This is a genomic window from Polymorphospora sp. NPDC050346 (genome assembly GCF_040655695.1).
GTDB lineage: Bacteria > Actinomycetota > Actinomycetes > Mycobacteriales > Micromonosporaceae > Polymorphospora > Polymorphospora lycopeni.
This window is the reverse complement of record NZ_JBFAKM010000002.1, coordinates 239594-254424: the sequence shown is the minus strand read 5'-3', so window position 1 is coordinate 254424 and position 14831 is coordinate 239594. Positions and strand designations below refer to the sequence as shown.

The 14831-nt window shown below is 72.1% G+C and carries 13 protein-coding genes, 1 tRNA gene and 1 pseudogene; 5 read left to right on the top strand and 10 right to left on the bottom strand.

The features are described from left to right. Window positions 1-7: 7 nt before the first annotated feature. Entirely contained in the window at window positions 8-1876 is a 1869-nt protein-coding gene (locus AB0I42_RS03685; protein WP_357533862.1) for a hypothetical protein, read from the bottom strand. A gap of 95 nt (window positions 1877-1971) precedes the next feature. Between AB0I42_RS03685 and AB0I42_RS03680 the strand changes: the two genes are divergently transcribed. From AB0I42_RS03680 to AB0I42_RS03670, 3 genes and pseudogenes are all read left to right on the top strand, one after another. Beyond that, a tRNA-Leu gene (locus tag AB0I42_RS03680) sits at window positions 1972-2052 on the top strand. A gap of 110 nt (window positions 2053-2162) precedes the next feature. Next, window positions 2163-2969, top strand: a complete 807-nt coding sequence (locus AB0I42_RS03675) for a Bax inhibitor-1/YccA family protein (RefSeq protein ID WP_357533861.1) — start codon at window positions 2163-2165, stop codon at window positions 2967-2969. A 1401-nt stretch (window positions 2970-4370) separates the two neighbouring features. Further along, a pseudogene (locus AB0I42_RS03670) lies at window positions 4371-4589 on the top strand (hypothetical protein); the annotation flags it as partial. 99 nt (window positions 4590-4688) lie between these two features. On the opposite strand, the gene AB0I42_RS03665 reads toward AB0I42_RS03670, so the two are convergent. Genes AB0I42_RS03665 through AB0I42_RS03655 form a run of 3 tightly spaced genes read right to left on the bottom strand, consistent with a single transcriptional unit; the run spans window position 4689 to window position 7963 of the window. Then, window positions 4689-5951, bottom strand: coding sequence for an acetyl-CoA C-acetyltransferase (locus AB0I42_RS03665; protein WP_357533859.1), 1263 nt, complete (start codon window positions 5949-5951; stop codon window positions 4689-4691). A gap of 56 nt (window positions 5952-6007) precedes the next feature. Next, the gene (locus tag AB0I42_RS03660; protein ID WP_357533857.1) at window positions 6008-6805 is read right to left on the bottom strand and encodes an SGNH/GDSL hydrolase family protein; all 798 of its coding nucleotides are present in this window, start codon (window positions 6803-6805) and stop codon (window positions 6008-6010) included. Between the two features lie 39 nt (window positions 6806-6844). Further along, on the bottom strand, window positions 6845-7963 hold the full coding sequence (locus tag AB0I42_RS03655; protein ID WP_357533856.1) for an SGNH/GDSL hydrolase family protein: 1119 nt from the start codon (window positions 7961-7963) through the stop codon (window positions 6845-6847). Window positions 7964-8199: 236 nt separating this feature from the next. On the opposite strand from AB0I42_RS03655, the gene AB0I42_RS03650 reads away from it, so the two are divergent. Together AB0I42_RS03650 and AB0I42_RS03645 are read left to right on the top strand one after the other, a co-directional pair. Further along, window positions 8200-8556, top strand: a complete 357-nt coding sequence (locus AB0I42_RS03650; protein WP_357533854.1) for a DUF1232 domain-containing protein — start codon at window positions 8200-8202, stop codon at window positions 8554-8556. A gap of 80 nt (window positions 8557-8636) precedes the next feature. Next, window positions 8637-10007 (top strand): cystathionine beta-synthase, encoded by a 1371-nt coding sequence (locus AB0I42_RS03645; RefSeq protein ID WP_357533852.1) that lies wholly within the window; start codon window positions 8637-8639, stop codon window positions 10005-10007. 346 nt (window positions 10008-10353) lie between these two features. Here the strand turns inward: AB0I42_RS03645 and AB0I42_RS03640 are convergent, their stop codons facing one another. The 6 genes from AB0I42_RS03640 to msrA all read right to left on the bottom strand — a co-directional run bounded on the left by AB0I42_RS03640 (window position 10354) and on the right by msrA (window position 14770). Next, window positions 10354-10866 (bottom strand): GNAT family N-acetyltransferase, encoded by a 513-nt coding sequence (locus AB0I42_RS03640; protein ID WP_357533850.1) that lies wholly within the window; start codon window positions 10864-10866, stop codon window positions 10354-10356. 69 nt (window positions 10867-10935) lie between these two features. Then, on the bottom strand, window positions 10936-11850 hold the full coding sequence (locus AB0I42_RS03635) for a ribonuclease Z (RefSeq protein WP_357533848.1): 915 nt from the start codon (window positions 11848-11850) through the stop codon (window positions 10936-10938). Between the two features lie 296 nt (window positions 11851-12146). After that, on the bottom strand, window positions 12147-12806 hold the full coding sequence (locus AB0I42_RS03630) for a hypothetical protein (RefSeq protein WP_357533846.1): 660 nt from the start codon (window positions 12804-12806) through the stop codon (window positions 12147-12149). A gap of 91 nt (window positions 12807-12897) precedes the next feature. After that, on the bottom strand, window positions 12898-13455 hold the full coding sequence (locus AB0I42_RS03625; RefSeq protein WP_357533845.1) for a PIN domain-containing protein: 558 nt from the start codon (window positions 13453-13455) through the stop codon (window positions 12898-12900). Beyond that, window positions 13452-13913: a helix-turn-helix domain-containing protein gene (locus AB0I42_RS03620; protein ID WP_357533842.1), complete on the bottom strand. Its 462-nt coding sequence runs from the start codon at window positions 13911-13913 to the stop codon at window positions 13452-13454. The genes AB0I42_RS03625 and AB0I42_RS03620 overlap by 4 nt, the downstream gene beginning before the upstream one ends. 194 nt (window positions 13914-14107) lie before the next feature. Next, a complete protein-coding gene (msrA, locus tag AB0I42_RS03615; protein ID WP_357533840.1) occupies window positions 14108-14770 on the bottom strand; it encodes a peptide-methionine (S)-S-oxide reductase MsrA in 663 nt (220 codons plus the stop codon). Between the last annotated feature and the right edge of the window lie 61 nt (window positions 14771-14831).

The following is a 14831-nucleotide window of genomic DNA, read 5'->3' as shown; positions in this document are numbered from 1 at the left end:
CCCGGGGTCAGCGCACCTTCCAGGTCCAGGCGTCGGCCGACCGGGTCGGCGGGCCGAAGAGCTGCTCCAGCGTGCTGCGCAGGCTGTCGACGTGTGGTGTCCCGTCGGCCAGGGCCACGCAGGACGCGCCCCAGAAGTCGATGTCGGCGCTGGCCCGCTGCCGGTCCTCGTCGTCGATCGCCGGCACCGCACCGGTCCGGGCCACCTCCGCCAGCAGCGCGGACGTGGCCTGCTTGTAGGTGCCCATCGACGCCTGGCCGTCCGCCGCGTACGGGCCGATGAAGAACCCCTCGGGCAGGCCGAACTCGGCATCGGCCGCCGCCGCCCAGCGCTGCGGCCACGGCTCCTGCGGGGTCGGTGGCGGCACCGGCACCAGCACCCCGCCCGGTTCGACGCAGTCGCGCCAGTGCCCGCCGGTGATGAACTGCGGCAGGGCCGGGCGGTCGGCGGTCGGCAGCGGCGCCGGGAATACCGTCACCAGCGCGACCGCGACCGCCCCCGGCACGAGGAGCCGTACCGGCCAGCCGGGGGCGCGCAGGGCCCGGTCGACGGCGAACGCGACAATCGTGGCGATCAGCGGTACGGCCGCGACGGCGAAACGCATCGGCAGCGCCCCGTCGACCACCGGCACCCCGAGCAGCAGCGCGTAGGGGCCGGGGATCTCGGTGCGTACGCCGTTGATCACCAGTTCGGGGCCGAGCGACAGGCCGGCCATCACGACCGTGGCGACCGCGCAGGCGACGACGATCGGGCGGCGGATCAGCCAGGCGGCGCAGCCGACCGCGACGACGATCAGCGGCCAGCCGAGGAACGTGTTGTACTCGGCCGGGCCGGTCGTCAACCGGGCCGACACCTCGCTACCGGCGTACGACAGTGGTGAGATCGCCGCCCAGCTCGCCAGGTCGGCGGAGAAGTAGTGCGGGCTGAACAGCCCGTTCGGCACGCTGCCCGGCCCGGCGAACTGGAACCACAGCGGATAGGCGAGCACCAGGCTGGCGGAGCCGACCGCGAGCGCCATGCCGGCGGTGGCGCCGGGCAGGATCCGCCGTACGTGCCGCCAGTTGGTGGCGGCGTACGCCAGGGTGATCACGACCAGGGCGAGTGCGGTGAGGAAGACGACCTCCTCGCCGATGAACACCTGGGCGGCGACGGCGGCACCGAGACCGAGGCCGGAGGTGACGATCCGCCGCCGGTCCGGCCCGGTGACGGCGGCCGGGTCGGCGGGGCCGGCTGGGTCGGCGGGGCCGGCCGGGTCGGCGGCGCGGACCAGGCGGACGACCAGCCAGACGATCACCGGGACCATGAACTGGGCGGTCATGTGCAGGTGGCTGTTGGTGTGCGACACCATCGCCGGGGCGAAGCCGCACAGGCCGGCGCCCAGCGCGGCGGCGAGCCGATGCACCCTCGCCGTACGGGTGAACAGCAGATACCAGGCGATCGCGGTCGCCGCCAGGCACAACCCGGCCAGTACGGCGAACGTGACCGGTACGCCGAACAGCAGCGTCACCGGCGCGAAGACCACCCCCAGCAGGATCACCGTCGTGTTGGCCATCAGATTGACGCCGTCCGGTGCGTTCAGCCGGTCGGTACGTAATCCGACATCGCCGAACAGCAGCCGCGCATCGTTGGCGAGGAACCACTCGTAGAGCGTCTGGTCCGCCGGGTTGAGTGCCAGCACCCGGCTGCCCGGATCGGGCCACATCCCGTGGGTGACCCAGCCGGCGACGATCACGAAGAGCAGGCAGATCGCCAGATCGGGAAGATAGTTACGGATCATCGTCCGGCCGGCCGGGCTGGACCGCCGTTCGCCCGTACCGTTCTCCGGATCCGTCGAATCCTGTCCGGCGTCCGTGGCGGTAGTGCTGGTCACGGCCATGACCCTAGCGTCGCGCGCTGCAACGGGTACGCCCCGGTCGGTACAGACCCGCTACCGTATGGGCAGCGCGGCGATGGGCCGCTGCGGACCGCCCGGCCCGGGTGGTGGAACGGCAGACACGGCCGCCTTAAAAGCGGCTGCCGAAAGGCGTGCGGGTTCGATCCCCGCCCCGGGCACCTCGTGCGTTCAGCGTGCTCACAGGCTGTGGAACTCCCGAATATTCGTGGAGGAGATTACTGTTGTAGTGCACGGTTACCGTGCAACGACCTCTGAAGGAGGCCTGACAGTGAGAACTTCCAACCCGGTGCTGGCCCGGCTCGGCCGCGCGGCCGAGCGCGAGCGGGCCGCCGGGTACGCCCCCGCCGGCCAATTCGGTCAGCCGTACCCGACGGCGGCGGGATACCCGGACGCGCCGCCCGCCGTGCAGCCGATGTCGGTCGACGACGTCGTCGTCAAGACCGTCACCCTGCTCGGCATCGTCGGCGCCTCGGCCGCCGCGGCGTGGGTCCTCGTGCCCGACGCGCTGCTCAGCGCGGCCTGGATCGGTGCGGCGGTCGTCGGGCTCGTGCTCGGCCTGGTCATCTCGTTCTCCCGGATGGCCAACCCGGCGCTGGTCGTCACCTACGCCGTCGTCGAGGGTGTCTTCGTCGGCATGGTGAGCAAGTACTTCGAGGTCGTCGCCGGCTTCCAGGGCATCGTCCTCCAGGCGGTGGTCGCCACCTTCGGGGTGTTCTTCCTGATGGCGATGCTCTACAAGGTGCGCGCCATCCGGGCCACGCCGAAGTTCGTCCGCGGCATGATCGCGGCGATGGTCGGCCTCTTCGCCGTCATGCTGATCAACCTGGTGCTGTCGCTCTTCGGCGTCGACACCGGCCTGCGCAGCGGTGGCGCGCTGGCGATCGGCTTCAGCGTGGTCTGCATCATCGTCGCCGCGCTGAGCTTCGTCCTCAGCTTCCACGAGGTCGAGGAAGGCGTCCGGATGGGGCTGCCGCAGCGCTACTCCTGGACCGCGGCCTTCGGCATCCTGGTCAGCCTGATCTGGCTCTACATCGAGATCCTGCGGCTGCTCAGCTTCTTCCAGGGCGACGACTGACCGTCCCCTGCCGGCGCCGCCCGACGGCGACGCCACCGATCACGACCGACGCCCGCCCCACCCCGGGGCGGGCGTCGCCCTTTCCACCGCCGGCCCGCCTTCTCCAGGCCGGCTCGCCTCTTCCTGAGCGGCCCGGTTTCCTGAGTGGCCCGGCCTTTCCTGGCAGCGGCCCGGCGGCCTTGTCGCGCGGCGGCCTTGTCGCGCGGCGGCCTTGTCGCGCGGCGGCCTTGCCGTTGTGGCGGTTCTGCCGTGGCGGTTCTGTCGTGCGGCGGCCTTGTCGTGCGGCGGTTCTGCCGTGCGGCGGTCCGGCCAAGCCGCAGCGGTCCCGGCTTGCGATGGCGGCCCTGCCGTGTGGCGGTCCGGCCGAGCCGCGGAGGTCTCGGCTTGCGATGGCGGCCCTGCCTTCGCGACGGCCCGACGGCTCGGCCCTGGCGGCACCCCGGCCCCTCTCCGGGGCGGAAAGGGCGGCGATCAAGGCCATCTAGGTCGGACTGCCCGGCCTGGCTGAGACAGGCGTTGCAACGAGGCCGATCATTGACGGTTTGCCGGGATTGCAGCCAGCGGTTGTTGTTGATCTGGGCGGGAGAGACCTAACCCGGGGCGGATAAGGTCTCTCCCGCCCAGATCAACGTCTTCTCCTCAGGCGGGCGACCTGCGCGTTGATCGGGAGGGGGCTGCGCGAGCGTTCCGAGCGTGGGGTCGACGTCGGCGAGGGGTAGTCCATCCGAACCCACCGTGCAGCAGCGTTCGGGGAAGTAATCGGCGGATGGCAGTAACTGCGACCAGAGCCCGGCGTCGATCCAGCGCCGCCGCACCCTGACGAGCCCGAGGCCCGCCCCGCGAAGGGCCGCGGCCCAGGGCGAAGACGGTGCATAGGCGGCGCGAAGCGGAGCGCGTCAGCCCTCGCGGAGCGAGCCAGCCCTCGCGAAGCGGAGCTAGCCGGCCCTCACGGAGCGAGCCGTCCGAGAAGAGCGAGAGCCAGCCGGCTCGGCCAGCCTCGCCGAGGCGGGCCAGCAAAGACGGCGAGACCAGTCAACTCCCCTAGACTGACCCGCCATGAGCGTCGAGGAGTTCGGTCGCGCGGTGGACCTGCTCGTGCGTCAGGTCGGCCACTGGGAGGCACCGCGCTGGCGGGCCGCGGCGGGCTCCGGCGGTCTCCTGCCCGGCCGTACCACCGGTGCGGCGACCTCGGCCAGCTCTGACAACGCGGCGGCAACCGCGGCCAGCTCTGACACCGCGGCGCCGACCCCGGCCAGGTCTGACGGTGCGGCGGCGACCCCGGCCACATCTGACGGTGCGGCGGCGATGCCGGCCCGCTCTGACGGTGCGGCGGCGGCCCCGGCCGGACCCGCCGGTGCGGCGGCGGTTCCCGCCACATCTGACGACCTGGGCGTGCCGGCGACGCGGGGGGATCTGATGCACGCACTGGTGCAGCGGATCGCCGACCGGGCCGCCGATGCCGAGGGCGAGCCTCGGCGACCGGTGCCCCGCCTGCCGAACGACCTCGCCCTCACCGACCAGTTGAAGGTCGTCGCCGCGGATCTGGTCGTCGCCGGTCCGGCACCGGAGCTGCTCGGCGCGCTGGCCGCGGACGTACAGGCGACCCGGCGCGCGCTGTGATCCGTACCGTCCGGGGTTGGCAAGATCCCCGTGATCAGGGAGCTGGACACGCGCCGGCGACCCGCCGGTATTAGTCCCTGATCACGGGGATCTTGGAGGTCAGCTCAGGCGTTCGACGATCATCGCCATGCCCTGGCCGCCGCCGACGCACATCGTCTCCAGGCCGATCGTGCGGTCGTGCCAGTCGAGCGCGTTGAGCAACGTCCCGGTGATCCGTGCCCCGGTCATCCCGAACGGGTGCCCGACCGCGATCGCGCCACCCATCACGTTGAGCTTGTCCAGCGGAATCCCCAGCTCCCGGTACGACGGGATCACCTGCGCCGCGAACGCCTCGTTGATCTCGACCAGGTCGATGTCGTCGATGGTCATGCCGGCCCGGCGCAGTGCCTGCCGGGACGCCTCGACCGGGCCGAGCCCCATGATCTCCGGCGACAGGGCGCTGACCCCGGTCGACACGATCCGGGCCAGCGGGGTGATGCCGAGTTCGCGGGCCCGGCTCTCGCTCATGACCACCACGGCGGCGGCGCCGTCGTTCAGCGGGCAGCAGTTGCCGGCGGTGACCCGGCCGTCGGGCCGGAACACCGGCTTGAGCCCGGCCACCCCCTCCAGGGTCACCCCGGCGCGCGGGCCGTCGTCGGCGCTGACCACCTCGCCGGACGGCAGCGTCACCGGCGTGATCTCGCGGGCCCAGAACCCGTCGGCGATGGCTTTCTCGGCGAGGTTCTGGCTGCGTACGCCGAACTCGTCCATGTCGGCCCGGCTGACGTCGTGCGCCTCGGCGAGGTTCTCCGCCGTCTGTCCCATCGTGAGGTAGATGTCGGGCAGTTCGTCGTCGAGCCGGGGGTCGTGCCACCGGTCCGTGCCACCGCGTGCCCGGGTCGCCGACCGTTCCCGCGCCGCCGCGAACCGGGGGTTGTGCCATCCGCCGCCGACCAGTTCCTGCGCTTCGGGCGGCAGGCTGTCGGAGTTGCCGCGGGCGTACCGCGAGACGCACTCGACGCCGGCGGAGACGAAGATGTCGCCCTCCCCGGCGGCGATGGCGTGGAAGGCCATCCGGGTGGTCTGTAGCGAGGAGGCGCAGTAGCGGGTCACGGTCGCGCCCGGCACGGTGTCGAGGCCGAGCAGGGTGCCGACCACCCGGGCCATGTTGAAGCCCTGCTCGCCGCCGGGCAGGCCGCAGCCGAGGTAGAGGTCGTCGATCCGCGTCGGGTCGAGCTGCGGCACCTTGTCCAGGGCGGCCCGGACGATGGTGGCCGCGAGGTCGTCGGGCCGGAGTTCGCGCAGTGACCCCTTGGCGGCGCGGCCGATGGGGGATCGGGCGGTGGAGACGATGACGGCGGTGCGGGACGGCTCTGTCGACATGAGCCCAACTTAACCCGCGGGTAACTTCGGCGGGAAGGGTGAAGGCGGTGCGGCGCTCAGCTGCGGTCGGCGCCGCTCGCGGCACGCGACACGGCCGGCAGCAGGGCGTGCGCCCAGACCCGGTATCCGTCGGCCGACGGGTGGTAGCCGTCGTGGCAGAGCGTTCCGGCGTCGGCCCGGAAGACCGGACCCGCCTCGGCGGCCAGGTCGACGGTCTGGCCGCCGGCGTCGTGCACCGCCCTGGTCTGGGCCCGCGCCGTCACCCGCCCGGCCCAGCCGACCACCTGTCGCAGCGGGGGAGCGATCGCCCGTACGGCGCCGAGGTCGGGGCAGGTGCCGACGACGACCTCGACGCCGGCGGCACGCAGGCGACGCACCGCCGCGCCGAGGTGTGCCGCCGCCTCGACCGGCCGGCGCAGGCCGGTGGCGTCGTTGGCGCCGATCAGGATCACCGCCACGTCCGGGAGCCGCCCCAGCAGCGCCCGCGCCACCTGCGTCGCGAGATCGGTGGACCGCGACCCGGAGACGCCGACGCTGGACAGTTCGACCCGCCGCCGGCCGGCGGCCGCGCCGTCGCCCTCGCTGAGCAGGCGGGCCAACTGGCCGCCGACGGTGTCGGCCACCTGGTCGACGCCGACGCCTAGCGCCAGCGAGTCGCCGAGCAGGACCAGCCGCAGCGGGGGCGCCGCCGGGGCACCGACCGTCGCCCGCAGCGTCAGGCCCATCTCCGGTTGCGCGTAGCGGCGGGTGCGGGCGACCAGTGCCTCGCCGGCGAGCAGCGCGGCACCGCCGACCGTGCCGGCGATCAGGGTCAGGGCGGCGGCGCGCCCGACGCGTAGCGCCATGCCGGTCATCGGGTCACCCCGTGGCGGACGAGGCCCGACGGCGAGTGTTCACCGGGGTTTCTCCACCGTGGATGGTTGCGCCGCGTCGTGTGACCCATGCCTCAAGGGTACGGCGACCGGGGCCGGATCGTCGGCCCTCGAATTGCCGAACAGGGCCGGCAGCCCGCCGCTCGGCAGCGGGCCGAGCCAGGCCGGCCGGCGCCGGCGCAACTGCGCCCAGCGGCCGCCCGGCCCACGGTCGCGGCCGGCGACCTGGGTGCCGGTGACCTCGGTGCCCGGCTCGCGGGCGGCCTGTGCGGCGGCCTGGGTCAGGGAGCGCGGTCCTTCGCCGGCGACCGGTACGGCCCGTCGTTCCTCGCCGGCACCGAGCGCGGACAGAACCGTGGGCAGCAACGCGGCCACCGCCACCGCGTAACCGTCGGCGGACGGGTGGTAACGGTCCCAGGCGAACATCCGGACCGGATCGGCGGCGAACCGCGGACCGAGCAGGTCGCCGAGCGACACCGTGCGGCCGCCCGCCTCGACCACCGCCACCGTCTGCGCCGCCGCCAACTGCCGGCTCCACCGGCGGGCCAGCCACCGCAACGGTGGCTTGATCGGCTGGATCGCGCCGAGGTCGGGGCAGGTGCCGACGACGACCTCGGCGCCGGCCCGGCGCAGGTCGCGTACGGCGTCGACGAGGTGACGCACCGCGATGCCGTACGGCGTCCGGTTGGTGATGTCGTTCCCGCCGATCAGGATGACCGCGAGGTCGGGTTTAGCCTCGATCGCCACCTCGACCTGTGGTGCCAGACCGGCGGATATCGACCCGACGACGGCGAACCGGCGCAGTCGCACCGGCCGCCCCAGCCGGCGGGACACCCCGGTGGCCAGCAGCGCGCCGGGTGTCTCACGTGGACGGTGGACGCCGTAGCCGGCCGCCGTCGAGTCACCGAGCACCGCCAGGGTGATCGGCCGGCCGGGGAACTTGGCGCCGTAGACACCCTCGCCGCGCGGCGGTGGGGCCTCGGCCATCGGGATGGTGCGGCGGGCCCGGTTGGCCTGGCCGAGCAGGATCCCGCCGAGCGTGGCGGCACCGGCCGCGGTCAGGCCCGCCCCGATCGCGGCGGCGAGCCCCACGCGTCGGACGACCCGCCACGAGGCCGATCCCTGTTCGACCGTCTCCATCCGAGCCATCCCGTCCCCCCGGACCGTCGCCTGCCGCCGTAGCCCGCCGCCGGACACCCGGCCGCCGGCACCGGGCCGGCCGGTCGTGGCGTGCGTCGTACGGTCTTCGAGGTTAGCCCCCGGAGGCGACGTACCGCTTGACCGATTGCCTAGATCCGCGACCGGTTGGGTACGTACCGCGACGGAGGCGCCGGTTGGCGTACAGGTGCATCATTGGCGGCAGGGAGGTCGGCGACATGGCCAAGACTTTGAAGCGGACCGCCGCTTTCGCGGCGTTGGGGCGGGCACTGACGTCGGGCGCCCGCGGTGGCCCCGGCCTGGGCAAACGGATCGGGGCGCTGCCCCGGATGCTCAAGGCCACCGCACGGGGCGAATACGACGGGGGGCTGCGGCTGGCGATGATGGCGGCGGCGACGGCGTACATCGCGTCGCCGGTCGACCTGGTGCCGGAGTTGTTCCTCACCTTCTTCGGCCTGGCCGACGACGCGCTCATGGCGACCTGGCTGGCCGGGTCGATCCTCGCCGAGACCGAACGGTTCCTGGAGTGGGAGGCCAAGCGATCCACGGTCATCCCGGGACAGGTCGTGACCTGAACCGCACGTAGTCTTGACGTGACCCGTGCGATCACCGGCCCGGCCACCTGCCGTGGCGCCTCCGAGAAGGGCACAACGACGTGCGCTACTACGACAATGTCGTCGAGCTGATCGGTAACACCCCGCTGGTGCGGCTGCGCAGCGTCACCGAGGGCATCGCCGCCACCGTGCTGGCGAAGGTCGAATACTTCAACCCCGGGGGCTCGGTCAAGGACCGGATCGCCGTACGGATGGTCGAAGAGGCGGAGAAGAGCGGCCTGCTCCAGCCCGGCGGCACGATCGTCGAGCCGACCAGCGGCAACACCGGTGTCGGGCTGGCCCTGGTGGCGCAGCTCAAGGGATACCGCTGCGTCTTCGTCTGCCCCGACAAGGTCAGCGAGGACAAGCAGAACGTGCTGCGGGCGTACGGCGCCGAGGTGGTGGTCTGCCCGACCGCGGTGGCCCCGGAGGATCCCCGCTCCTACTACAACGTCTCCGACCGGCTGGCCCGGGAGATCCCCGGCGCGTGGAAGCCCAACCAGTACGCCAACACCGCCAACCCCCGCTCGCACTACGAGACGACCGGCCCCGAGCTGTGGGAGCAGACGGCCGGCCGGATCACCCACTTCGTGGCCGGGGTCGGCACCGGCGGCACCATCTCCGGCATCGGCCGCTACCTCAAGGAGGCGTCCGAGGGGCGGGTCCGCATCGTCGGCGCCGACCCGGAGGGCTCGGTCTACTCCGGCGGCACCGGCCGGCCCTACCTCGTGGAGGGCGTCGGCGAGGACTTCTGGCCGGAGACCTACGACCGGACCATCTGCGACGAGATCGTCGAGGTTTCCGACAAGGAGTCCTTCGACCTGACCCGGCGGCTCGCCCGTGAGGAGGGTCTGCTCGTCGGCGGCTCCTGCGGCATGGCGGTCGTCGCGGCGCTCGACGTCGCCCGGCGGGCCGGCCCCGACGACGTCGTCGTGGTGCTGCTGCCCGACGGCGGCCGCGGCTACCTGTCGAAGATCTTCAACGACGAGTGGATGGCGCGCTACGGCTTCATGGAGACCGGCGGGGCCGAGGCGACCGTGGCCGAGGCGCTGGCCGGCAAGCCGGGCGGCATGCCGGAGCTGATCCACGTGCACCCGACCGAGACGGTCCGCGACGCGATCGACTACATGCGCGAGTACGGCGTCTCCCAGCTCCCGGTGCTCAAGGCCGAGCCGCCGGTCGTGACGGGCGAGGTCGCCGGTTCGGTCGCCGAGCGTGATCTGCTCGACGCGCTCTTCTCCGGCCAGGCGCACCTGCACGACACGATCGAGCGGCACATGGGACCGCCGCTGCCGGTGGTCGGTGGCGGGCAGCCGGTGAGCGAGGCGGTCGCGCTGCTGGAGAAGTCCGACGCGGCCCTGGTGCTCGTCGACGGCAAGCCGAAGGGCGTGCTGACCCGGCAGGACCTCCTGGCGCACCTCGGCGCCCGGTGACGACGTCCGGACGTCGCACAAACTGTCCGACCCGTCGGGTCCGCCGCACCGTTGACTAGGTGTACGCGGGGCACGAACGGCCCGCGGTACGACACCGAGAACGCAGTCTTCGCACCAGCGGTGACCACCGGCGATGCCCCGCCAGCACCCGATGGTCCCGCATCGCCCACCCGATCAGGTGACCGGCAGCCTCCGCCGGTCTGACGCCTCCGGCCAGGCGTTTCCCCCCGGGTCCGGTGGGCACGGTGGGCGAGGGTGCGTGACCATACGGTTCCCCCGCATACATAGGTCACGTACTCTCGCCCGCCACAAACCTCCCGCACACACCGACGGGCGGCGGGAGCGCTCAGCGGAGCGGACGGTCGTACCGGATCTCCTTGACCGGCGGGCCGAACGTGCTGTCGCGGCACCACCCGGTCGGCTGCCAGCCGCCGCGCTCGTAGAAGCCGCGCGCCCGGTCGTTGCCGGCCAGGACCCACAGCGCCGCCCGCTGCCAGCCCTGTTCCCGCAGGGTCGCCAGCGCCTCGGCCATCAGGGCCCGCCCGGTCCCGCGGCCCCGCTCGGCGGATTCGAGGTGGATGGCGTAGAGCAGGCCGGTGTCCGCCTGGCTGCCCTCGTCGTCGGGGCCGACATAGGTGAACCCCACCAGCCGCCCGTCGCGTTCGGCGACGGTGAGCACGTGCGTCTCCCGCTCGTAGCTCCACCGCTCCACCCACCAGTCGGCGAACACCGGTGCCGGCACCCGGGTGAGTGTGTCGTAGCTCACCAGGTCGGCGTAGGCGTCGATCCGCGAACGGCGGTGCAACTCGGCGATCCGGGGCACGTCCACCGCCTCGGCGACCCGCAGCGAGACCGACATCCGCCGAGTGTATGCCCAGGGTGATGATGGTCGGCGCCGTTCTGGCCCGGCGGCGCGGCTCGCCGCCCGTCAGACCGTGGGAGGTACCGGCACCCGCATCAGGTCGTCGGCCACGACGAGATCACCGTCGAACTCTTCCCGCGCCTCCGCCGCGAACCGCTCCGGATCCGGATACCGCTGCGAGAAGTGGGTCAGCACGAGCCGGCGTACCCCGGACTCGGCCGCCACCCGACCCGCCTGCGCCGCGGTCAGGTGGCCGACCTCGGCGGCGAGGGCGGCGTCCACGGACAGGAACGTCGACTCGATCACCAGCAGGTCGGCCTCCTCGGCCAGGGCGAACACGTTGTCGCACAGGCCGGTGTCCATGACGAAGGCGAACCGCTGGCCGCGCCGGTGCTCACTGACGGCCTCCAGGGACACGCGGCGCCCGTCCAGGTCGAGGTGGCCGTCGCGCTGCAACGCGCCGACCGCCGGCCCGGAGATGCCGTACGCGTCGAGCCGGTCCCGCAGCATCCGTCGCCCGTCCGGAGCCAGGAGCCGGTAGCCGTACGTCTCGACGGGATGTCGCAGCCGGCGTGCCTCCAGCACCCCGGCGCCGATGTCGAACCGCTGGCCGTCGGTGCCGACCGGTTCGGCGCGTACGTCGGCGACGTCGTGGAACGAGCTGGCGTGCCGTAGCCGCTCGAAGTAGCCGGCCCCGCCGGCGGGGAAGTGCACGGGCACCGGATGCGGCACCCGGTCGAGTGACAGCCGCTGGACGATGCCGGGCAGGCCCAGGCAGTGGTCGCCGTGGAAGTGGGTGACACAGACCCGGGTCAGGTCGGTGGCGGAAACCCCGGCCAGCAGCATCTGCCGCTGGGTGCCCTCACCCGGGTCGAAGAGGATGCCCTCGCGGTCCCAGCGCAGCAGATAGCCGTTGTGGTTACGCCGTCGGGTGGGCACCTGGCTGGCCGTGCCGAGTACGACGAGTTCGCGCGACGACACGCGGCGGCCGCCTTCCGCAGACCGGGGAACAGGACCGGGGAACAGGACGACCCCCGGGGGTTTCCGCTGAAGCGGGCCGGCTGGACTGGGCCGGCACCCCCGGGGGTCGGGTGGCTGTCATGGATTCGCCGCGCCGTTGCCACACGGTCTCGACGAACGAAAACTGTCAAGGACAGCGGCTAGCGGGCAGCCACCTCACGAGTCCTATTGCCAATCAAAGCTTGGACCACCTCCCTTCCCGTGTACGGCCACGCTATCCAGTGGCCGCGCGGGGCGGCAACGGTTTTTCGAGATCGCTACCGGGGCGGTCCGTAGCCGGGGGCGTACCCGTAGCCGGCCGACCGCTGCTGCAGCAGGCGCTTGCGGTGCGAACCGCGGCGCAGGGCGACCACCAGGGCGATCACCCCGCCGACGACCATCCCGAGACAGGGCAGCAGGGTCAGCGCGCCGATCCCGCCGAACAGCCGGCCGGCGAAGCCGAGGGCCTCCCCGAGCTGTGGCGGCTGGCCGACCGCGAGGGCGACCGGCGTGGTGCCGCCACCCGCGGTGCAGGTCAGCTCGTAGGTGCCGGCGCCGGCGGCAGAAAGTTGGTAGAGGCTGCGCCACTCCCCGGTCGAGTTGGTCACCGTCCAGGTGGTCGTGGGAGTGCCGAGGACGGCCGATCCGGAGACGTCGCAGGTCGCGCCGCTGCCGACCGCGGACGCGTCCACCCATACGATCTTCCGCTGGTCGGCGGCCAGTTCGACCGACACCGTGTCGCCGGTCTGGAAGACCTGCTCGGTGCTCTCGTTGAACCCCTCGGTGACGCTGTCCATGCTGTCGGTGGCGCTGTTCAGGCTGAGGACGAAGAGCAGGACGCCGGCGACCACCCCGGCGAGGGCGATCAGGGCGGCGACGAGAAACCACGTCCGGCGGGGGCGCAGCTCGGCGGACGAGACGGTTGGGCTGGGGTACATGCCGCCATGCTGGCCGGCGGCCGCAAGCCGGCCCGTACTTTGCCGCCTATCCGACTCAGTGCTGTCGGTTAGGTGGTCGGCCGGCGCACCGCTACCTTTCGGAACCGAGATTGGCCACCGATCGCACCAATCCACACCGTTCGAGCGCGACCAGTACGTCGGCGGGCCGCATGGGCGGGTTCCGCCGTGAATCCGCGATCTGCTGGACGCAGCCCCACACCGTCTTCGGGCTGAGGTCGACCTGGTCGGATACGAAGTCGTCGGCGCTCAACGGTTCGATGTCGAACGGGCGTAGCGCGTCGAGCGGAAAGTGTCGAAGGTTGTCGGTGACGATGACCTGGGCCCTGGCCCGGATTGCTGCCGCCAGGACGTGCCGGTCGTCCGGATCCGGCAGTGTGAGGGCGGGAATCAGCGATTCGTAGTCGGTCACCAGACAGTCGCGGAGAGCGCGGTTCATGAGCTGTCGGGTCCGGGCCAGCCGTTCCGGGTCAAGGTCGGGGCGGTTCTTCTGGACGTTCGTGAAGACCTCGTCGAGGATCCGTTCGGTCCATCTCGCGTGTACGAGTCCCGCCTGTGCGATACGGATCAAAAGGTCTCGCAGGACGTTCGGGTAGAGCACGTTCGCGTCGTAGAGGACGACGAAGTTCACTCGTAGAGACCCATCTCTTCGGTCAACTCGGCCAGTTCGTCAGCGGCCGCGCGCCTACGCCGATCATCCCTGCGCTGATACGCCAGCAGTGAGGCCGCCCGTACCCGACGGTGCTTGCCGACCCGGCGATAGTCGATCTCGCCAGCGTCCAGCAGGCCGATCAGGTAGGGCCGCGACACGTTGAGGAGCGTGGCCGCCTGCTGGGTGGTCAGTTCGGCGTGCTCGGGAACGACGGTGACGCCGTGACCGGCGGCCATGTGGGCGAGGATCTGGGCGAACAGTTCGACGGCGGCGCGGGGAACCACCACCACCTCGCCGTCGTCCTCGACCCGTACCCGGATGCGGGTCGCCCGTGGCGTACCCGTCGCCAGATAGTTCCTGACCCGGTCGACGGCCGCGTCGGCGGTCGAGATGGCCTCGGCGTCGGGAACCACCGGTTCGAGCGCTGAGAGTGTCACTGGGCACCTCCCGCGTCGTAATCGCAGCAGTCGCAGTAAGTGCAATAAACGTAACACGGTCGCCCGGCTCGGCACGAGGGAATCTCCGGGTACGCCGAAGCCCCGGACCGGGGCCGGTGGCCGGCCTGGTCCGGGGCTTCGGGGCGTACCGCGTCGCGTCGCCCGCGCTCCGGTGCGCTCCGCGCACGTCGGCGTCAGGCGCCGGTCTTCGCCACCCCGATCGGGCAGCTCATCCCGTTCGGTCCATGGTTGCAGTAACCGTTGGGGTTCTTGGTGGGCGCCAGGTACTGCTGGTGGTAGTCCTCGGCGAAGTAGTAGTCACCGAGTGGCTGGATCTCCGTGGTGATCTCGCCACGGCCGGTCCCCGCCACCACCGGGGCGAACGCCTCCCGGGACGCCTGCGCGATCCGGAGCTGCTCGTCGTTGGTGGTGTAGATCGCCGACCGGTACTGGGTGCCCACGTCGTTGCCCTGGCGCATGCCCTGGGTCGGGTCGTGGTTCTCCCAGAAGACCTTCAGCAACTGCTCGTAGTCGATCCGGGCCGGGTCGTACACCACCTGCACGACCTCGTTGTGCCCGGTCATACCGGAGCAGACCTCCTCGTACGTCGGGTTGGGGGTGATCCCGCCCGCGTAGCCGGCCGAGGTCGTGATGACCCCCGGAAGGGTCCAGAACAGCCGTTCGGCGCCCCAGAAACAACCCATCCCGAAGACCGCCACCCGGGCACCCTCCGGCCAGGGACCCTGCAACGGGGTGCCGAGCACCTCGTGCCGGTCCGAGACCGGCATCGCGATCGCCCGGCCCGGCAGGGCCTGATCCGGGGTCGGCAGTTCGTGCTTCATACGCCGTAGGAACACGGTCGACTCCTCTCGTACCTCTCACCGGATTGCAACACCGACGCCGGGCCGGTCCTTACCC